This window comes from Enterococcus ureilyticus, assembly GCF_001730315.1.
Taxonomy (GTDB): Bacteria; Bacillota; Bacilli; order Lactobacillales; family Enterococcaceae; genus Enterococcus_L; species Enterococcus_L ureilyticus.
The window spans coordinates 161457-181665 of sequence record NZ_MIKC01000040.1; the positions used below are offsets into that span (position 1 = coordinate 161457).

Genomic DNA, 20209 nt, shown 5'->3' on the forward strand with positions numbered 1-20209 from the left:
GGAGGTGTCTCTAAGTGAGCCGTATTGGTAATAAAATCGTTGTACTTCCTGCTGGCGTCGAAGTTAAGCAAGAAGGAAACAACATTACTGTAAAAGGACCTAAAGGTGAATTAACACGTGAATTTTCTGCTGATATCAAAATGAATATCGAAGGAAATGAAGTAACATTCACTCGTCCAAATGATAGCAAAGACATGAAAACAATCCACGGAACAACCCGTGCGAACTTCAATAACATGGTTGTAGGAGTAAGTACAGGCTTTGAAAAAGGTCTTGAACTTATCGGGGTTGGGTACCGTGCTCAAATGCAAGGGACTACATTAGTTCTTAACGTTGGGTATTCTCATCCAGTAGAAATCACACCACCAGCTGGTGTAACTGTAGAAGTACCTTCGAATACACAAGTAGTTGTAAAAGGCGCTAACAAAGAACATGTTGGTGAATTAGCAGCAAATATTCGTGGTACTCGTCCTCCAGAACCTTATAAAGGCAAAGGAATCCGTTATGTTGGCGAATTCGTACGCCGTAAAGAAGGTAAAACTGGTAAATAATAGCAGCTTGAGAGTTATTTTTCAACTCTGTTTGAAAAATAACGATCCGTTGTCTATCGCAGCTTAATAGCTAGCAAATATAAAGAGGTGACAATTGTGATTACAAAACCAGATAAAAACAAAACACGCCAAAAGAGACATCGCCGTGTACGTAACAAAATCTCTGGTACTGCTGAGTGCCCACGCTTGAACGTATTCCGTTCTAACAAAAACATCTACGCGCAAATCATTGATGACGTAGCGGGTGTAACGCTAGCAAGTGCCTCTGCCTTAGATAAAGAAATTTCAGGTGGAAACAAAACAGAAACAGCCGCAGCTGTTGGTAAATTAATCGCTGAACGTGCCGCTGAAAAAGGCGTTAAAGTAGTAGTCTTTGACCGTGGTGGATACCTTTACCATGGCCGCGTGCAAGCTTTAGCTGAAGCAGCGCGTGAAAATGGACTAGAATTTTAGGAGAAGGAGGAACACCATTCATGGTTTATATTGATCCAAAACACTTGGAATTAGAAGACCGCGTGGTTTCTATCAACCGTGTAACGAAAGTTGTTAAAGGTGGACGTCGTCTACGCTTTGCAGCATTAGTTGTTGTGGGAGATAAAAACGGTCACGTTGGCTTTGGGACTGGTAAAGCACAAGAAGTGCCAGAAGCAATCCGTAAAGCAATCGAAGACGCGAAGAAAAACTTAGTGGAAGTACCTATGGTTGGTTCTAGTATCCCTCACGAAGTGATTGGGGTATTCGGTGGTGGCCGTATCCTTATGAAACCTGCAGTAGAAGGTTCTGGGGTAGCCGCTGGTGGACCAGTTCGTGCCGTATTGGAATTAGCTGGTGTAGCAGATATTACATCAAAATCATTAGGTTCAAACACACCAATCAACGTTGTTCGCGCAACAGTTGAAGGGTTAAAACAATTAAAACGTGCCGAAGAAGTGGCAGCACTTCGCGGTAAATCTGTAGAAGAAATTTTAGGATAAGGAGGACAAAATAATGGCTGAATTAAAAGTTACATTAAAACGCAGCGTTATCGGACGTCCTCAAAACCAAAAAGATACAGTTAAAGCATTAGGTTTAGGTAAACTAAACAGCTCTGTTGTGAAACCTGCGAACGAAGCAATCAAAGGTATGATCAACACTGTGTCACATTTAGTGGACGTTGAAGAAGTTTAATTTACAATAGTACATTGTTAAGGAGGTGCCAAACCAATGAAACTTCATGAATTGAAACCTGCTGAAGGTTCACGCCAAGTACGTAACCGTGTTGGACGTGGTACTTCATCTGGTAATGGTAAAACTGCCGGCCGTGGACAAAAAGGGCAAAAAGCTCGTTCAGGCGGTGGTGTAAGACTTGGATTTGAAGGGGGTCAAACTCCATTATTCCGTCGTTTACCAAAACGCGGCTTCACGAACATCAACCGTAAAGATTATGCAGTCATCAACTTAGATGTCTTAAATCGTTTCGAAGATGGAACTGAAGTTACACCTGCTGGATTGATCGAAGCTGGAATCGTGAAAAACGAAAAAGCTGGAATCAAAGTTCTTGCTAATGGTGAATTAACAACTAAAAAATTAACTGTGAAAGCAGCTAAATTCTCTAAAGCAGCAGAAGAAGCAATTGTTGCAGCTGGTGGATCAATCGAGGTGATCTAATGTTTAAACTGTTAAAAGACGCTTTTAAAGTCAAAGACATTAGATCAAAAATTTTGTTTACTGTATTCATTCTTTTTGTATTTCGTTTAGGTGCGCATATAACTGTACCTGGCGTAAATGCAAAAGGATTGCAAGACTTAAGCAATTTACCATTTTTAAATATGTTGAATATGGTCAGTGGTAGTGCAATGCAAAACTTCTCTATCTTCTCGATGGGGGTTTCACCATACATTACAGCATCGATCATCATCCAATTATTACAAATGGATATCGTTCCAAAGTTTGTAGAATGGTCTAAGCAAGGTGAAGTTGGACGTAAGAAATTGAATCAAGCAACAAGATATCTAACGATTGTCTTGGGTATTGCTCAATCTATTGGGATTACTGCTGGATTTCAACAATTAAGTTCAGTTGGGATCGTAAAAAATCCGAATATCAGCACTTTTGTGATGATCTCTGTCATTTTAACTGGCGGAACAATGTTTGTTACTTGGTTAGGAGAACAGATTACTGAAAAAGGTATCGGTAATGGGGTTTCAATGATTATCTTCGCGGGGATTATTTCTCGTTTACCTGAAGGAATCAAAGAAATCATTGACGATTACTTTATCAACATCGAATCTTCTAGAATTTGGCAATCTGTCATTTTTATTGTAATCTTGATTATTGCAATTTTAGCTGTTGTTACTTTGGTAACTTTTTTCCAGCAAGCAGAACGAAAAATTCCGATCCAATATACAAAACGTGTTTCAGGAGCGCCAACTAGTAGTTATTTACCATTAAAAGTAAATGCTGCCGGTGTTATCCCAGTTATTTTTGCCAGCTCGTTGATTGCAACGCCGAATGCTGTTTTACAGGCCTTTTCTAAGAGTTATGCTGGTGAAGGTTGGTATGATGTAATGACACAAATTTTTAGTTACAATACCGTTCCAGGTGCGATTATTTATACTGTGCTGATCGTCGCTTTCACTTTCTTCTATGCGTTTGTTCAAGTTAACCCTGAGAAATTAGCGGAAAACTTACAAAAGCAAGGAAGCTATATTCCAAGTGTACGACCAGGTAAAGGAACAGAAGAATATATTTCTGGAATGTTAATGAGACTAAGTGTTGTCGGTTCTATATTCCTAGGTTTAGTGGCATTACTGCCGATCATTGCACAAATGATTTGGAAGTTACCGCAATCTATTGGTCTAGGAGGAACGAGCTTACTGATTGTGATTGGTGTTGCTTTAGAAACAGCGAAACAATTAGAAGGTTTAATGTTGAAACGTCAATATGTTGGCTTTATCAATAAGTAGGAGTCGTGTGTTGAGGATCATCCTCAGCACCATTCTTATTGGGCTAGCTTCAAAAGCCAGCCTTTAAAATTAGGAGGAAATGAAATGAACCTCATTTTAATGGGATTGCCTGGGGCAGGCAAAGGTACTCAAGCAGAACAGATCGTGGATACTTATGGTATTCCGCATATTTCTACAGGAGATATGTTCCGTGCTGCGATGAAAAACGAAACTGCTCTTGGCTTAGAAGCGAAATCTTATATCGATAAAGGTGCTTTGGTTCCTGACGATGTAACAAATGGAATCGTCAAAGAACGTTTGGCAGAACCAGATACTGATAAAGGTTTTTTATTAGATGGTTTTCCACGGACTTTGGATCAAGCAGAAGCTTTAGATAAAATGTTAACAGAGTTAAATAAAAAAATTGATGCTGTCATCGACATCCATGTCGAAGAAGAAATTTTGGTTGAACGCTTAGCTGGTCGGTTTATCTGCCGAACGTGCGGAGCTACCTATCACAAAATCTTTAATCCTCCTACCGTAGAAGGAACATGCGATCGTTGCGGCGGACATGAATTTTATCAAAGAGAAGATGATAAGCCCGAAACGGTCAAAAACCGTCTGGCTGTCAACATCAAAAGTAGTGCACCAATTTTAGACTTTTACAAGGCTAAAAACGTATTGCATACAATAGATGGGAATCGCGAGATCGATACTGTTTTTTCTGAAGTGAAAGAAATCATTGAAAAAAAATAGTTGTTTGAATTGCCGCAAGCTTACCATTTGTGTTTGATTCAGATTCTCTTGCCAAATAGAAAAATTTATGATAGAATGTATCAGTCCGACTTCTACCTTTTTGTGGAAGTTTAATTGAAAATTCTAGGTGGGGGCTGAAGTTTCCGCCATTTTATCGTGTGAAAATGCGAAACAAGTACAAGGAGGTACTGTGCGTGGCTAAAGAAGATATGATTGAAGTCGAAGGTACAGTCGTCGAAACTTTGCCGAATGCAATGTTTAAAGTTGAACTAGAAAATGGACACCAAGTTCTTGCTACTGTTTCCGGTAAGATCCGTATGCACTATATTCGAATTTTACCTGGGGATAAAGTGACTGTAGAGTTATCTCCATATGATTTAACTCGTGGTCGAATCACTTATCGCTTTAAATAATTGTACTCCGTAAAATTCAGGGAGGTATTATCATGAAAGTAAGACCATCAGTAAAACCAATGTGTGAACATTGTAAAGTAATTCGCCGTAAAGGACGTGTTATGGTCATTTGCCCAGCAAATCCAAAACATAAACAACGTCAAGGATAATAGGAGGTGTAACGTAGAATGGCTCGTATTGCAGGAGTAGACATCCCTCGTGATAAACGTGTAGTGATTTCCCTTACTTATATTTTTGGTATTGGTAACACTACTGCTAAAAAAGTTTTAGCAAACGTTGGCGTATCTGAAGATATTCGTGTTCGTGACTTAACAAACGAACAAACAGATGCTATCCGTGCGGAAATCGATAAGTTAAAAATTGAAGGTGATCTTCGTCGTGAAGTGAACTTAAACATCAAACGTTTGATGGAAATCGGTTCATACCGTGGTATCCGTCACCGTCGTGGATTACCAACTCGTGGACAAAACACGAAAAATAATGCACGTACTCGTAAAGGCCCAGCTCGTACTGTAGCAGGCAAGAAAAAATAATTCCTAAGTGAAGGAGGTTAGATCCTCATGGCAGCAAAAAAAGTTAGTCGTAAACGCCGTGTGAAAAAGAATATAGAAACTGGGATTGCACATATCCATTCTACATTCAATAATACAATTGTAATGATCACTGACAGTCATGGTAATGCATTAGCATGGTCATCTGCAGGTTCATTAGGTTTTAAAGGAAGCAAAAAATCAACACCGTTTGCAGCTCAAATGGCCGCAGAAGCTGCAACTAAAGCAGCACAAGAACACGGACTTAAAACTGTTGATGTAACAGTTAAAGGACCTGGTTCTGGACGTGAAGCAGCGATTCGTTCATTGCAAGCAACAGGTTTAGAAGTGACTGCAATTCGTGACGTGACTCCAGTTCCTCATAATGGATGCCGCCCTCCAAAACGCCGTCGTGTTTAATGAGTGCCACTCATTCTGAGTTTGAATTAAGAACGTCATTGAACAAGACACTTTTCGTTTTGAAAGGGGTATAGATAAGAATGATTGAATTTGAAAAAACAAGAATCGAAAAAATTGATGAGAATAGAGATTATGGCAAGTTCGTCGTTGAACCACTGGAAAGAGGTTACGGGACTACTTTAGGCAATTCTCTACGTCGTATTTTATTATCTTCTCTACCAGGAGCTGCTATTACCAATATTCAAATCGATGGTGTGTTGCATGAATTCTCTACCATTAAAGGTGTAAGAGAAGACGTAACTCAAATTATTTTGAATATTAAAGGCTTAGCATTAAAGCTTTATGCAGAAGAAGAAAAAACCCTTGAGATCGATATTACAGGACCTGCTACAGTAACTGCTGGCGATATCATCGTCGACAGCGATGTTGAGATCTTGAATAAAGATTTAATTATCTGTAGTGTCTCTGAAGGAGCTACTTTCCATGCTCGCTTAACAGTGAAACCTGGTCGTGGCTATGTTCAAGCAGACGAAAACAAAAAGGAAGATATGCCAATTGGTGTTCTCCCAGTTGATTCCATCTATACGCCAGTTCGCCGTGTGAACTACCAAGTAGAAAACACTCGTGTTGGTCGTCGTGATGACTTCGACAAATTAACAATGGAAATATGGACTGATGGTTCAATCATTCCTCAAGAAGCCCTTAGCTTAGCTGCTAAGATTATGACGGAGCATTTAGACATCTTTGTTAACCTTACTGATGAAGCGAAAAACGCTGAAATCATGGTTGAAAAAGAAGAAACACAAAAAGAAAAAATGCTAGAAATGACCATCGAAGAACTAGACTTGTCTGTTCGTTCATATAACTGTTTAAAACGTGCAGGTATTAATACTGTACAGGAACTTACAAATAAATCTGAACCAGAAATGATCAAAGTACGTAATTTAGGTCGTAAATCTCTTGAAGAGGTTAAACTAAAACTACATGATTTAGGTTTAGGCTTACGTAAAGACGATTAATACTTTTTACGAAGGAGGAAAACCAACGTGGGTTATCGTAAATTAGGACGCACATCAAGCCAACGTAAGGCAATGCTGCGTGACTTAACTACTGATTTAATTATCAATGAACGTATCGTTACGACTGAGTCTCGTGCGAAAGAAATTCGTTCAACTACAGAAAAAATGATTACTTTAGGCAAACGTGGCGATCTTCATGCTCGTCGTCAAGCAGCTACTTTTGTACGCAATGAAGTTGCTAGCGTTCGTGAAGAAGACGAAAAAATCGTTGTTGAATCAGCTTTACAAAAGTTATTCAATGACCTTGCACCTCGTTATGCTGAACGCCAAGGTGGTTACACTCGTATCTTGAAGACAGAACCAAGACGCGGAGATGCAGCACCAATGGTAATTATTGAATTTGTTAAATAATCAAACTATACCGTCACTTTATAGATGATTCTTTTAGAGTGTTATGATGTTGGAGGCGACTCCTAGTCTAGCTCAACGCTTTCCCTGTCGAACTTGGTTTGACAGGGAAGCACTCATCATAGTATAAGGTGTATTTTTTTGTCCTGAGAATTTTTCTCAGGTTTTTTTGTGTTTAAACGATAGATTTTTTATTTTTGTTATTTTATTGCATCCCGATGCAAAGTTTAGTATACTTTCATTAGTCGGAATTTTCTGACAAAACACTAGGAGTTTCAAAAGGGGGAGTAATATGGCACAAATGACCGCGTTCACGTTATTGGTGGGCATCTTGTATATTGGAGATGTTGTTTCAAGTAAAACAAAAGCATGGATTTCATCTGTTTTTGTTTGTGCAGTATTATTTGTTATTGGTTACTGGACTTTTTTTCCAGAAAATATTGTTGAAATCGCTGGAATACCACCAGTCGTCGCTACTTTATTGATGTATTTACTGATTACGAATATGGGAACTTTATTATCTGTTAAAGAGCTAGTAAACCAATGGAAAACCATTGTGATCACACTTTCAGGAATTTTAGGCATCGTTGTTTTATTATTAACCGCAGGTTCAGTTGTTTTTGATTTTAAAACAGTTTTAGTAGCCGTTCCTCCACTAGTAGGAGGCGTTGTTTCATCTTTGATTATGTCAGAAGCAGCCCAAACTGCCGGCTTGACATCATTATCAGTATTGGCTATTTTGATTTATGTAATGCAAGGCTTTGCCGGGTATCCTTTAACGTCCATCATGTTGAAGAAAGAAGGCAAGCGAATGCTTGAAAAATACCGTAGTGGTGAATGGGTTCCAACGCATGAACAAGAAACAAGCGAGAGCTCAGAGAGTGATGAAGATCTTCCCAAATTGTTTAAAGGCATTCCCAAAAAATATCATACGGATTATTCACGGATCTTTCGTTTAGCAATTGTGGCTACATTGGCTTATTATGTCTCAGTGTGGTGTGCGCCCTTTCTATCGATCAGTCCGTTTGTATTATGTTTATTTTTCGGTGTTGTCGCCTCATCGTTAGGTTTTTTAGAAAAGCAACCGTTGAAAAAAGCGAATAGTTTTGGTTTTGCAATTTTAGGATTAATGTTATTTATCTTTGATGGATTAAAAAAAGCGACACCAGAGATGCTAGAAGAATTATTCTTACCCATGGTCGGGATCATCATTATTGGGGTGATCGGCATGTATATCTTTTCAGCAATCGTAGGAAAATTATTAGGTGTTAGTAAAGAAATGGCATTTGCTGTGTCATTGACAGCCTTATATGGCTTTCCTGCAGATTACATTATTACCAATGAAGTCATTCAGTCATTAACTGAAGATAAAAAGGAAAAAGAAGCATTGACCAGTCATATGATGCCGCCAATGTTAGTTGCAGGATTTATAACCGTTACGATCGTGTCAGTTGTCCTTGCCGGGATCTTTTCAAGTATTTTATTGAGTTTATAGAAATGAGGGAATAAAATGAACGAATTAAAAGCGTTGGTTCAAAAGTATAAAGAAGAAATGATCGATTTTAGAAGAGATTTACATCAACATCCAGAATTGCAATTTGAAGAATTTAGAACAACTGAAAAAGTTGCTGAAACATTAGATAAAATTGGAATTCCCTATCGTAAGACTGAACCTACAGGAATTATTGCAGAACTAGTTGGCGGTCAACCTGGAAAAACAGTGGCTTTGCGAGCAGATATGGATGCTTTACCTGTACAAGAATTGTCAGAAGGAATTTCTTACAAATCCTTAGAAGATGGCAAAATGCATGCCTGTGGTCACGATGCACATACGGCAATGCTTTTGACTGCAGCGAAAGCATTAAAAGAAGTGCAGCCAAAAATCAAAGGAACAGTTCGGTTTATTTTTCAGCCTTCAGAGGAAAATGCCCTAGGAGCTAAAGCTATGGTCGCTCAAGGAGCAGTGGAAGGTGTGGACGATGTTTTTGGGATGCATATCTGGTCACAAATGCTTTCTGGAACAGCTTCTTGTGTTGTCGGCTCATCATTTGCTTCAGCGGATATTTTTTCAATTGATTTCAAAGGACGCGGTGGACATGGCGCAATGCCGGATGCTTGTATAGATGCTGCTGTAATGGCTTCTTCTTTTGTGATGAATGTACAGACAGTGGTTTCCAGAGAAACTAATCCGCTAGATCCTGTTGTCGTAACAGTAGGAAAAATGGATGTAGGGACTCGTTTTAATGTAATTGCTGAAAATGCTCGTTTAGAGGGGACTGTACGTTGTTTTAGCATTGAGACGCGTGATCGTGTGGAAAAAGCACTAAAACGCTATGCAGAGCAAACTGCGGCGATGTACGGAGGCACAGCTGTCATTGATTATGATCATGGAACGATTCCAGTGGTCAATGATGAAGAAGATGCATTATTTGCTCAAAGTATTATCGCCGAAAACTTTGGTGAAGCTGCACTAATCCAAGAACCACCGACTACTGGTGGAGAGGATTTTAGTTACTTCACTGAAAATACACCAGGATGTTTTGCCTTAGTTGGTTGTGGAAATCCAGAAAAAGACACCCAATGGGCCCATCATCATGGTCGTTTTAATGTTGATGAAGATGCGATGGAGATTGGCGCAGAATTGTATGCGCAATATGCTTTTGAATATTTAAATAAATAGTCAATGAGTTGACGTACAAGGATAGAAAAGACTGATTTTTAGTTTTTCTATCCTTATTTGTTTAGTTGCACAAAAAATAATCGTTAAAAAAATACTGTCTTGACAGATATGAATTCACATATTAGCCCTTAATTTGTTATAATAGAAAATAGTGCAAAGAAAAGATGATTGAAAAAACACTGATTTTTTGTTAGTGTTAGTAAGACTAAATAATTGAGGGAGTACGCGATGCAACCGATAATTGAATTAAAAAATATCGATTTTAACTATCAACCTGAAGATGCTTCTCCCGCTTTGAAAGATGTATCTTTTTCCATCCAACAAGGTGAGTGGATTGCGATTATTGGGCACAATGGGTCAGGAAAATCAACATTGGCAAAAACGATCAATGGGCTATTATTACCTGCTTCTGGCACAATTAACGTCGGTGGTAAAGAATTAAATGAAACGAATGTCTGGGATATTCGCAAAATGGTCGGAATGGTCTTTCAAAATCCAGATAACCAATTTGTCGGCTCAACAGTAGAAGATGATGTTGCCTTTGGCTTAGAAAATCAAGGAATTCTTCGTGAAGAAATGGTTTTAAGAGTCAAAGATGCTTTAGAAAAAGTACGCATGGCCTCTTTTGCGACACGTGAACCTGCTAGGTTATCAGGAGGACAAAAGCAACGTGTAGCAATTGCAGGTGTAGTTGCTTTACGTCCTGATATTATTATTCTAGATGAAGCGACTAGTATGTTGGATCCTGAAGGTCGTGATGAAGTGATAGCGACGATCAAAAAAATCAAAGAAGAAAGTAATTTGACTGTGATTTCAATTACGCATGATATTGATGAAGCAGCTAATGCTAATCGAATTTTAGTAATGAAACAAGGAAAGTTAGTCAGCGAAGGGACACCTGAGAAGATTTTCTCTGCTGGAACTGAATTGATCCAGATGGGCTTAGACCTACCATTTCCAGAAAAATTAAAAATTGCCTTAAAGCAACGTGGAGTCGATGTACCAAACGAATACTTGACTGAAGAAAGGATGGTGGATTGGTTATGGACATCCGTTTTGAACAAGTAGATTTTACCTACCAACCTAACACACCCTTCGAACAGCGAGCATTATTCGATTTAAATTTAACATTAGAAGACGGTTCTTATACTGCAATCGTAGGGCATACTGGTAGTGGAAAATCAACCTTACTACAGCATTTAAATGCCTTGGTAAAACCGACAAAAGGGACTGTGACGATCGGTGATCGAACGATTGTACCTGAGACAAATAATAAAAATTTAAAACCGATACGTAAAAAAGTCGGTATTGTTTTTCAGTTTCCAGAAGCTCAATTATTCGAAGAAACAGTGGCGAAAGATATCGCTTTTGGGCCTAAGAATTTTGGTGTGGCAGGAGAAGAAGCTGCAAGATTAGCGGCTGAAATGCTTGATTTAGTTGGACTGGACGCTAGTTTTTTAGACCGTTCTCCTTTTGAACTTTCTGGTGGTCAGATGCGACGTGTGGCAATTGCTGGTGTTTTAGCGATGGAGCCAGAAGTACTCGTTTTGGATGAACCGACAGCTGGACTTGATCCGCAAGGACGTAAAGAAATGATGGAGATGTTTCAGCGTTTGCATGAAGAACGTGGCATGACAATCGTTTTAGTGACGCATTTAATGGATGATGTAGCTAACTACGCAGACCATGTCTTAGTATTAGAAAAAGGCAGAATCGTGAAGGCAGGTGCACCTCAAGAGGTCTTTCAAGATATCGACTGGTTGAAAGAAAAACAATTAGGCGTACCAACAGCTGCAACTTTTGCAGAGAAATTAATTGCCAAAGGGCTCTCTTTTGAAGACTTACCTCTGACGGCAGAAACACTGGCTGATGATTTATTAAAGGGCATGAAAAAGGCTGGTGAAGACGGATGATGAATAAATTGATTTTTGGTCGCTATATTCCAGGAGATTCTTTTATTCATAGGATGGACCCACGCGCAAAATTGATTGCTAGCTTTTATTTTATTGGGATCATCTTTTTGGCGAACAATTGGCAGACATATGGTATTTTAGCTATTTTTACATTATTTGCAATTTTTCTATCCAAAGTGAATATCCGTTTCTTTATTCGAGGAATCAAACCGCTGATTTGGTTGATTCTGTTCACGGTTGCGTTACAGATGTTGTTTACCCAAGGAGGAGAAGTTTACTTTAAGTGGGGAATTTTTACAATCACTGAATTTGGTGTGACCAACGGATTATTTATTTTCTGTCGGTTTGTGTTGATTATCTTTATGTCTACATTACTTACATTGACAACACCGCCTCTGGACCTCTCAGATGCAATCGAATATTTATTGCGTCCATTAAAGGTAGTTCGTTTTCCTGTGCATGAAGTGTCATTGATGTTATCGATCGCGTTGCGTTTTGTGCCAACTTTGATGGATGAAACAGAGAAGATCATGAATGCACAACGGGCTCGTGGAGTGGATTTTGGCGAAGGGAACCTGATTCAAAAAATGAAAGCTGTGGTACCGCTGTTGATTCCGTTATTTGTGAGTAGTTTTAATCGAGCAGAAGATTTAGCAACTGCGATGGAAGCACGTGGCTACCAAGGTGGGGACGGCCGGACAAAATATCGGATTCTTCATTGGCAGGTAACAGATACAGCTGTTATGTTGGTATTTGCAGTCTTAACTGTAATGCTGATTTTTATGAGAAGTTAGAAGTAAAGGTGGAAAAGAAATGCCACGCTATAAAGCAATAATTGCGTATGACGGAACAAATTTTAATGGTTTTCAAGCTCAACCAAATGGACGTACTGTCCAAGAAGAGCTTGAAAAGACATTGAGAAAAATGAATAACGGCAAAACGATCACGATTTTTGGTTCTGGTCGGACAGATGCAGGGGTTCACGCCGCTGGACAAGTGATTCATTTTGATTATCCACAGACGAGAGATTTGGAAAAAATGCGTTATGCTCTAGATACTCAAACACCTGAAGATATCGCTGTTAAAAGTGTAGAAATCGTACCAGATGATTTCCATGCTCGTTATCATGTTGTTGAGAAGATTTATCAATTTCGGGTAGATATCGGGAAACCAAGAAGTCCGTTTAAACGATTCTACGCTAGCTACTTTCCTTATGAAGTGGATATTAAAAAGATTCGAAGAGCATTGACTGATTTAGTTGGAACGCATGATTTTACGTCATTTTGTGCTTCTGGTACCGAGATTGAGGACAAAGTTCGAACGATTCATGAAGCAAGACTTGAAATCAATGAAGCGGGAGACGAACTGGTTTTTACATTTCGTGGAGATGGTTTTTTGTATAAGATGATCCGAATATTGGTAGGAACACTTCTTAAAATGGGAAATGGTCGAATGGATGAAACAAGAATTCCTGAAATCATTGCCGCTAAAGATCGGAATTTAGCTGGACCAACTGCACATCCAGAAGGGCTGTATTTGGTTGAAGTGAAATATGAATGAATAAGTTTTTTATGAGTAAAATAACCAAACGTTTTATAAAAAAGTAGAGTAGCTATAACTCAAGAAGTTGTAGCAACTCTACTTTTTTATTTTATATTAATTCTTAAAAAAATTTAAAAACGTGAAAAATATTTGTATATTTCAGTATACAGGAGTAAGATATAATTCATAAAATCGATTGGGAATGAATGATCGATGGAGCAGAATAATTCCTTTTTTTTAGGGCTAAATGCTTGTGTACCAAGCTAGTTTAATTTTTGTAGAATATAATAAATCGTTATAAAGTTATTTTTAAGTCAGTAAATTTAGTTGGGGTTTATCGGAAAATTACTCATTTTGATAGATTACTCATTTCAAAGCTTCCATAAAACAATCTTTTATACGTATATTGTATAGAAATAGTATATAAATTAATAAATAACGTATTTGAATGAAGATAGGAGGATAAAAATGCTTGGTGTTATTTTATTGTATGTAGGAATGGTGTTAATAAGCAATGGTCTTTACCGATTACAAGGAACACAAGATAAATCAGTCGTGGTGATGAATCTATTTACAGGTGGATTAAGTTTACTTTTAAACCTGGTAGCTCTTTCTTACGGGATAGTAGCGAATAAAGATTCATCGTGGTTTTATGCCAGTGCGACTGGTTTATTATTTGCGTTTACGTATCTCTATACAGCAATTAATTCAATGTTTGATTTAGATCAGAAGCTTTATGGCTGGTTCAGTTTATTTGTAGCAATCAACGCGATTCCAGCAGGAATATTATGTTTTTATGGGTATGGCGGAAATACGTTATACGGAATAATTTGGTTTCTCTGGGGAATTCTTTGGTTTACAGGATTTCTTGAAAATACACTCGGAAAAAATCTGGGGAAATTTGTGGGTTATCTATCGGTAGGGGAAGGAATCATTACTGCTTGGATTCCTGGATTCTTAATGCTACTTGATTTATGGCCAAAATAAAATGAGAAGGGAGCATTTATTATGCAATTAACAACAAGAGAACAAGAAAAAATGATGATCAGCTTGGCAGCAATGATTGCCCAACGCAGAAAAGACAAAAAAATAAAGTTGAATCATCCAGAAAGTGTCGCTTTGATTACGGATTTGATTTTAGAAGGCGCACGTGAAGGAAAAACAGTTTCTGAATTAATGAACGAGGGTAGAAATCTTTTAACAAAAGAAGATGTCATGGAAGGTATTTCAGAAATGATTCCAATGATTCAAGTAGAAGCAACATTTCCAGATGGAACAAAGTTAGTTACCGTTCATGATCCAATCCAATAAATTCATTTTAATGATTCGATGAAGGAGGAAAAGTTATGATTCCAGGAGAATATAAGTTAGCAAAAGAGCCAGTTGTATGTAATGAAGGGTATGATGCCATCACTTTAGAGGTGAAAAATGTTGGTGATCGAGCTGTTCAGGTGGGGTCACATTTTCACTTCTATGAAGCAAACGAAGAAGGCTTGAAATTTGATCGTGAAAAAGCAAGAGGCAAACGTCTAGATATACCTGCAGGTACTGCAATCCGTTTTGAACCAGGTGAAACCCGTAAAGTGAATTTGATTGACGTAGGTGGAAAACGCCGTATTTATGGTTTCAATGATAAAATAAATGGTTTTTTAGATGATGACCGCACAAAATAGCTGAAAAGAGGGAAAAATATGAGCTTTAAAATGGATAGAAGTAAATACGCGCAAATGTTTGGCCCAATAGTCGGGGATAGTGTTCGATTAGGAGATACGGATTTATTTGCAGCAATTGAAAAGGATTATACGATTCACGGTGAAGAAAGCAAGTTTGGTGGAGGAAAAGTTTTGAGAGATGGCATGGGGCAAAGCGCTACAGAAACTCGTGCAGCAAATCCACTGGTTGTAGATACAATTATCACCAATGCAACAATCATTGACTATACAGGAATTATTAAAGCGGATATAGGGATCCGCGATGGTAAGATCATCGCCATTGGTAAAGGCGGAAATCCAGATAATATGGATGACATAGACTTTGTCGTTGGTGCTAGTACGGAAGCAATTTCTGCTGAGGGTCTAATCGTAACAGCGGGTGGATTGGATATTCATGTTCATTTTATTTCACCAGGTTTAGCACAAGCGGGACTTGATAATGGCATTACAACATTATTCGGTGGGGGAACAGGTCCAGCTGATGGAACAAATTCAGCGACTACATCACCTGGTAAATGGCATATCGAACGAATGCTTCAGTCAGCCGAAAACTTACCGATCAACATTGGTGTTATGGCAAAAGGTGCGGGTGCTGTACCTGAAACGATAGCAGAACAAATTGAAGCAGGTGCCATGGCGATAAAAAACCATGAAGATTGGGGCGCAACTGCTGCTGGAATTGATAATTCACTGAAAGCTGCTGATCAATATGATGTTCAATTTGCGGTTCATACTGATTCGCTTAATGAAGGGGGATTCGTTCAAAATACGTTAGATGCTTTTCAAGGACGAACAGTGCATACATTCCATACTGAAGGTGCAGGTGGTGGACACGCACCAGATATCATGGTAGTAGCGGGGCACGATAATGTGTTGCCTTCATCAACGAATCCAACAAATCCTTATACGATCAATGAAATCAGTGAACTATTTGATATGGTCATGGTTTGTCATAACTTGGATCCGAAATTACCAGAAGACGTGTCATTTGCAGAATCTCGTGTACGTAAACAAACGATTGCAGCAGAAGATGTTTTACATGATATGGGTGCACTAAGTATTATGACTTCTGATGCAATGGCTATGGGACGTGTTGGTGAAGTTGCAATGCGTTGTTGGCAGTTGGCAGATAAAATGAAAAAACAACGTGGACCTTTAGATGGTGATAGTGAATTTAACGATAATAATCGGATCAAACGATATATTGCGAAATACACAATAAATCCAGCCATCACAAACGGTGTATCAGATTATATCGGATCCGTTGAAGTAGGCAAATATGCTGATTTAGTCATTTGGGAACCAGCGAAGTTTGGAGCAAAACCCAAAATGGTTTTAAAAATGGGCATGATTAGTTATGGTGTGATGGGAGATGCAAGTTCAAGTCTACCTACACCACAACCTCGTCTAATGAGAGATCTCTTTGGGGCATGCGGCAAGGCTGTGACTGCCACAAATATTACATTCGTTTCACAGTTTGCATACGATCATGGAATCAAGGAAAACATTGGACTTGAAAAAGTAGTTTTACCTGTTCATAATACAAGAAATTTAACCAAGCGAGACATGAAATTAAATAATTTCAGTCCAAAAACGATTACCGTTGACCCTCATACATTTGATGTGAAGATTGATGACGAATTGATTACTTGTGATCCCGTCGACACTGTGGCGTTAAGCCAAAGATATTACCTATTCTAAACAGAAAAATGCTGGGACAAAAGTGGCAAGCTATCAAAAATTCTTTTAAAAAAATGATATCTATATACATTTAGAAGAAATTTTAAGGAAGCTAATGCCACTTTTGTTCTGTTAAATTATCAATATGTTATTACAGGAGGAAGAATATGATTTTGACAGCTATTGATTCAAATCTTGATGAAATCGATGATATTACGAAATATCATGTTGAAACTGTTAGATTAAACAGTGATGATTTAAACAAAAGAATTTTAAGGGTAACCACAGATCATGGCAACGATTATGGTATTCGATTAACAAGTGAAAGTGAAGCGTTGCGTAATGGTTCTATCTTTTTTGTCGATGACCATAACATTTTAGTCATTGCGGTACGCTCTGAAGAAATGATTATCATTAAACCGTCAACGATGGATGAAATGGGTGAAATTGCTCACTTACTTGGAAATACACATAAACCTGTTGTTGTAGAAGACGGGAAAATTGTTTTAGAAGTAGATCCAACTGTAGTTGATCTTTTAAATAAAAAGGACATAGACTACGAGATTAAAAAAATCAAGTTGAAAAAAGCTTTGAAACATGTGGACTTGTCGCATGAACATTAATGTAAAAAGGTTTGAAAATTTTTTAGATGTTGTACAAGTCTGCGATTCCACTTTTCCTATTGGGACATTCAATCATTCCTTTGGTATGGAAAATTATTTGAGAACAGATAAAATAACGAATGCAGATGATTTTGAAATTTGGTTAGATACGTATCTAAAAACACAATTTAAATACGGTGAAGGGTTACTTATAAATCTTTGTTTTAAAGCTTTGGAAGAAGAAAAAATAGAAGTAATTTGGGAATACGATAAAATCATTACATGTTCCTCACAAGCAGCTGAAACAAGAAATGGGACAAAAATGATTGCGAAGCAAATGATTGACCTAGTTCAAACTTTACATGATATTCCATTACTAGATGATTATAAGCAACAAATCAAAAAGGCTACTGTTTATGGAAATCCAGCGATTGTTTTTGCTATTTTTGCTCATTATAAAGGACTGGACGCAGATGAAGCAATCTTACTTTATGGCTATAGTATAAATTCTACGATGATTCAAAATGCTGTCAGAGCAGTCCCTCTAGGGCAAAAAAGCGGACAATTAATTCTACAAAGAACAATCCCACTTCTAGAAGAGATAGTAGCAGAAATGAAGCAATTGGACACATCTTATTTAGGAGCCAATGTACCTGGAATCGAATTGTCACAAATTAACCATGAAACACAAGTATTCAGACTTTTTATGTCATAGGGAGGAAATAACAGATGAAAAAAACAGTAATAATTGGTGTCGGTGGACCCGTTGGATCAGGGAAAACATTACTTATTGAACGTTTAGTTAGACAAATGAATGAGGATTTGAACGTTGCAGTAATAACCAATGATATCTATACAAAAGAAGATGCAAAATTCTTATGTGATAACTCTGTTTTAAGTGAAGATCGTATTATCGGTGTAGAAACTGGAGGATGTCCACACACAGCAATTCGTGAAGATGCATCAATGAATTTTGCAGCTATTGAACAATTAGAAGAACGATTTGAAGATTTAGATGTAATTTTTTTGGAAAGTGGTGGGGATAATTTAGCCGCAACGTTTAGTCCAGAATTAGTCGATTCCTCTATTTATATTATTGATGTGGCCCAAGGAGAAAAAATTCCTAGAAAAGCAGGTCAAGGAATGATCAAGAGTGATTTATTTATCATCAATAAAATCGATTTGGCTCCGTATGTTGGTGCTGATTTAGATGTCATGAAAAAAGACACCGAAGTTTTTCGAGAAGATAATACTTTTTTATTTACTAACTTAAAGGATCAAGAAGGGGTAGCAGCCGTAAATGAATGGATCCGTAAAAATGTTTTACTAGAAGGATTATAATATGAGGCAAGATACAGACGGACTTATTGAAATGGCATTTACCAATCGTAATAACCGAACCATTGCGTCTAGAATTTATCATGAGGGCAATTCTCGCGTGTCCTCGAATATTCCATTAGCGAATGAGAAAACACCATATTACTTCTTTATTAGTACGGGTGGGGGTTTCCTTGAGGGAGAGAAATATGAACTGGATGTTACGGTAGCCAAAGAAGCGCATGCTATCGTGACAACTCAAGCACCAACTTACGTATACAAATGTGATAATAAAATACAAACAACACAAAAAACACAGCTGGTTTTAGAAGAAAATAGCACATTTGAATATTTAACAGATGAAGTAATTCCTTATAAAAATTCAATTTACAAACAAGAAACAATCGTTCAGATGAAAGAAAATGCAACGCTAATTTTAATGGATGGTGTAACAGCGGGCTGGTCTGCTGATGAGCAACCGTTTCAATACGCTGAATTACAGATGAAAACAAGTATATATATGGATGAAGAATTAATCTACAATGACCATTTACTATCAGAGCCATTGAAAAATGATATGTCTGCACTAGGTTATTTTGAAGACGGCTTGAATTATAATACGTTGATAATTATCAGTCCTTCTTGTACAAAAGAGGTTATTGAAACAATTAGAAAGAAATTAAATGAAATTGAAACAACTGTCAATTTTGGCATTTCAAGTTTAGAAAAACCTGGTTTTGTGCTTCGAGCGCTGGGGAAAAGTGGAGAAGAAAATCGCTATATCCTGATGCAAGCACTCAATCATTTTCGAATAGAACAGCTTCATTATCCTGAATTGATTCTTAGTAAAAATGACAACTACATCCAGAATTAATGGACAAGATGAAGATTTTTTACGAACTTTTTAGTAAGAAATGGCGAGGCATTGTTCTGTTATGTAGTAAAAAGGGGAAATTAGTGTGGAAATGGCTAAGAAGACATTTAAAAATGAAATTATTGATTACTGGTCAAAGAGATCTGAAACCTATGGACAACAGCATCATGAAGAATTACTGGGAGAACCAAAAGCATTATGGCAGAATGTCATCCTTAGTGCTTTTAATGCAAACGAAAACCCAGTTAAAAAAATTCTTGATATAGGTACTGGTCCTGGTTTTCTCTCCATATTGCTTGCTGAAAAAGGCTTTGAAGTGACGTCAATCGATATGACAGAAGAAATGTTGATTCAAGCAAAGTTGAATGCGGGTGATCTCGTTGAAAAAATCGAATGGACATTGATGGATGCCCATAAGTTGACATTTGATACAGCACACTTCGATGCAATTGTCACAAGAAATGTCACTTGGAACCTAGAAAATCCAAAGGAAGCATATAAAGAATGGTATCGAGTATTAAAACCAGGAGGAATCTTACTAAATTTTGATTCAAATTGGTACAAATATCTTTACGATGAAACGCTTCGGGAGAAATATGAAAAAAATCGAGAATTGACGCAAGAGATGGCTGTTAAAGATTATTATGAAGGGACAGACATTGATTGGATGGAAGACTTAGCTAAAGAAATGCCTTTATCAAAAATTACCCGTCCTATATGGGATAAGAAGGTATTGAAAGAGTGTGGATTCCAATCTATTACAATTCATGAGAATATGAATGATCAATTACTAAGTGATATTCAAAAAATTAATTTCTTGTTTTCCCCTATATTCCTAATAGAAGCAACAAAATAAATAGCAAAGGAG

Annotated in this window: 28 protein-coding genes; all 28 read left to right on the forward strand. The window is 37.7% G+C overall.

Annotated elements, in window-relative coordinates; all coding sequences use genetic code 11:
• Positions 1-14 precede the first annotated feature (14 nt).
• The 28 genes from rplF (at position 15) to BCR24_RS14535 (ending at position 20197) form a co-directional block, all read left to right on the forward strand.
• Complete coding sequence (gene rplF / locus BCR24_RS14400) at positions 15-551, forward strand: 50S ribosomal protein L6 (protein ID WP_010761676.1); 537 nt, start codon at positions 15-17, stop codon at positions 549-551.
• Between the two features lie 96 nt (positions 552-647).
• Positions 648-1004 carry a 50S ribosomal protein L18 gene (rplR, locus tag BCR24_RS14405; RefSeq protein ID WP_010761675.1) on the forward strand — a complete coding sequence of 119 codons (357 nt, stop codon included), beginning with the start codon at positions 648-650 and terminating at the stop codon, positions 1002-1004.
• Between the two features lie 20 nt (positions 1005-1024).
• Positions 1025-1525 (forward strand): 30S ribosomal protein S5, encoded by a 501-nt coding sequence (rpsE, locus tag BCR24_RS14410; RefSeq protein ID WP_010761674.1) that lies wholly within the window; start codon positions 1025-1027, stop codon positions 1523-1525.
• Between the two features lie 13 nt (positions 1526-1538).
• The gene (gene rpmD / locus BCR24_RS14415; protein ID WP_010761673.1) at positions 1539-1718 is read left to right on the forward strand and encodes a 50S ribosomal protein L30; all 180 of its coding nucleotides are present in this window, start codon (positions 1539-1541) and stop codon (positions 1716-1718) included.
• 36 nt (positions 1719-1754) lie between these two features.
• On the forward strand, positions 1755-2198 hold the full coding sequence (gene rplO, locus BCR24_RS14420) for a 50S ribosomal protein L15 (protein ID WP_010761672.1): 444 nt from the start codon (positions 1755-1757) through the stop codon (positions 2196-2198).
• Positions 2198-3496, forward strand: a complete 1299-nt coding sequence (secY, locus tag BCR24_RS14425; RefSeq protein ID WP_069641196.1) for a preprotein translocase subunit SecY — start codon at positions 2198-2200, stop codon at positions 3494-3496. Before rplO ends, secY begins: the two co-directional genes overlap by 1 nt.
• A gap of 84 nt (positions 3497-3580) precedes the next feature.
• Positions 3581-4231 carry an adenylate kinase gene (locus BCR24_RS14430; protein WP_069641197.1) on the forward strand — a complete coding sequence of 217 codons (651 nt, stop codon included), beginning with the start codon at positions 3581-3583 and terminating at the stop codon, positions 4229-4231.
• A 194-nt stretch (positions 4232-4425) separates the two neighbouring features.
• Positions 4426-4644 carry a translation initiation factor IF-1 gene (gene infA / locus BCR24_RS14435; protein WP_002356224.1) on the forward strand — a complete coding sequence of 73 codons (219 nt, stop codon included), beginning with the start codon at positions 4426-4428 and terminating at the stop codon, positions 4642-4644.
• Between the two features lie 32 nt (positions 4645-4676).
• Positions 4677-4793 (forward strand): 50S ribosomal protein L36, encoded by a 117-nt coding sequence (gene rpmJ / locus BCR24_RS14440; RefSeq protein WP_002288710.1) that lies wholly within the window; start codon positions 4677-4679, stop codon positions 4791-4793.
• An 18-nt stretch (positions 4794-4811) separates the two neighbouring features.
• Entirely contained in the window at positions 4812-5177 is a 366-nt protein-coding gene (gene rpsM, locus BCR24_RS14445; protein WP_010766211.1) for a 30S ribosomal protein S13, read from the forward strand.
• A gap of 27 nt (positions 5178-5204) precedes the next feature.
• On the forward strand, positions 5205-5594 hold the full coding sequence (gene rpsK / locus BCR24_RS14450; RefSeq protein ID WP_010761668.1) for a 30S ribosomal protein S11: 390 nt from the start codon (positions 5205-5207) through the stop codon (positions 5592-5594).
• An 80-nt stretch (positions 5595-5674) separates the two neighbouring features.
• On the forward strand, positions 5675-6613 hold the full coding sequence (locus tag BCR24_RS14455) for a DNA-directed RNA polymerase subunit alpha (protein ID WP_069641198.1): 939 nt from the start codon (positions 5675-5677) through the stop codon (positions 6611-6613).
• 27 nt (positions 6614-6640) lie between these two features.
• Positions 6641-7024 carry a 50S ribosomal protein L17 gene (gene rplQ / locus BCR24_RS14460; protein WP_069641199.1) on the forward strand — a complete coding sequence of 128 codons (384 nt, stop codon included), beginning with the start codon at positions 6641-6643 and terminating at the stop codon, positions 7022-7024.
• A 289-nt stretch (positions 7025-7313) separates the two neighbouring features.
• Complete coding sequence (locus BCR24_RS14465) at positions 7314-8516, forward strand: hypothetical protein (protein ID WP_069641200.1); 1203 nt, start codon at positions 7314-7316, stop codon at positions 8514-8516.
• Between the two features lie 15 nt (positions 8517-8531).
• Positions 8532-9701, forward strand: coding sequence for a M20 family metallopeptidase (locus tag BCR24_RS14470; RefSeq protein WP_069641201.1), 1170 nt, complete (start codon positions 8532-8534; stop codon positions 9699-9701).
• A gap of 228 nt (positions 9702-9929) precedes the next feature.
• Complete coding sequence (locus BCR24_RS14475) at positions 9930-10769, forward strand: energy-coupling factor ABC transporter ATP-binding protein (protein ID WP_069641202.1); 840 nt, start codon at positions 9930-9932, stop codon at positions 10767-10769.
• Positions 10745-11614 (forward strand): energy-coupling factor ABC transporter ATP-binding protein, encoded by an 870-nt coding sequence (locus BCR24_RS14480; RefSeq protein WP_069641203.1) that lies wholly within the window; start codon positions 10745-10747, stop codon positions 11612-11614. The genes BCR24_RS14475 and BCR24_RS14480 overlap by 25 nt, the downstream gene beginning before the upstream one ends.
• Complete coding sequence (locus tag BCR24_RS14485) at positions 11611-12408, forward strand: energy-coupling factor transporter transmembrane component T family protein (protein ID WP_069641204.1); 798 nt, start codon at positions 11611-11613, stop codon at positions 12406-12408. Before BCR24_RS14480 ends, BCR24_RS14485 begins: the two co-directional genes overlap by 4 nt.
• Positions 12409-12427: 19 nt before the next feature.
• A complete protein-coding gene (truA, locus tag BCR24_RS14490; protein ID WP_069641205.1) occupies positions 12428-13174 on the forward strand; it encodes a tRNA pseudouridine(38-40) synthase TruA in 747 nt (248 codons plus the stop codon).
• 450 nt (positions 13175-13624) lie between these two features.
• Positions 13625-14143, forward strand: coding sequence for an AmiS/UreI family transporter (locus BCR24_RS14495; protein WP_069641206.1), 519 nt, complete (start codon positions 13625-13627; stop codon positions 14141-14143).
• A gap of 21 nt (positions 14144-14164) precedes the next feature.
• Complete coding sequence (locus tag BCR24_RS14500) at positions 14165-14467, forward strand: urease subunit gamma (RefSeq protein ID WP_069641207.1); 303 nt, start codon at positions 14165-14167, stop codon at positions 14465-14467.
• Positions 14468-14502: 35 nt separating this feature from the next.
• Positions 14503-14829 carry an urease subunit beta gene (locus BCR24_RS14505; RefSeq protein WP_069641208.1) on the forward strand — a complete coding sequence of 109 codons (327 nt, stop codon included), beginning with the start codon at positions 14503-14505 and terminating at the stop codon, positions 14827-14829.
• An 18-nt stretch (positions 14830-14847) separates the two neighbouring features.
• Positions 14848-16569, forward strand: a complete 1722-nt coding sequence (ureC, locus tag BCR24_RS14510) for an urease subunit alpha (protein ID WP_069641209.1) — start codon at positions 14848-14850, stop codon at positions 16567-16569.
• A gap of 146 nt (positions 16570-16715) precedes the next feature.
• The gene (locus BCR24_RS14515; protein ID WP_069641210.1) at positions 16716-17171 is read left to right on the forward strand and encodes an urease accessory protein UreE; all 456 of its coding nucleotides are present in this window, start codon (positions 16716-16718) and stop codon (positions 17169-17171) included.
• Positions 17161-17865, forward strand: coding sequence for an urease accessory protein UreF (locus BCR24_RS14520; protein WP_069641211.1), 705 nt, complete (start codon positions 17161-17163; stop codon positions 17863-17865). Before BCR24_RS14515 ends, BCR24_RS14520 begins: the two co-directional genes overlap by 11 nt.
• Before the next feature lie 14 nt (positions 17866-17879).
• Positions 17880-18491 (forward strand): urease accessory protein UreG, encoded by a 612-nt coding sequence (gene ureG / locus BCR24_RS14525; RefSeq protein WP_069641212.1) that lies wholly within the window; start codon positions 17880-17882, stop codon positions 18489-18491.
• Position 18492: 1 nt separating this feature from the next.
• Positions 18493-19341, forward strand: a complete 849-nt coding sequence (locus BCR24_RS14530; RefSeq protein WP_069641213.1) for an urease accessory protein UreD — start codon at positions 18493-18495, stop codon at positions 19339-19341.
• A 91-nt stretch (positions 19342-19432) separates the two neighbouring features.
• A complete protein-coding gene (locus BCR24_RS14535) occupies positions 19433-20197 on the forward strand; it encodes a class I SAM-dependent methyltransferase (RefSeq protein WP_069641249.1) in 765 nt (254 codons plus the stop codon).
• Positions 20198-20209 lie beyond the last annotated feature (12 nt).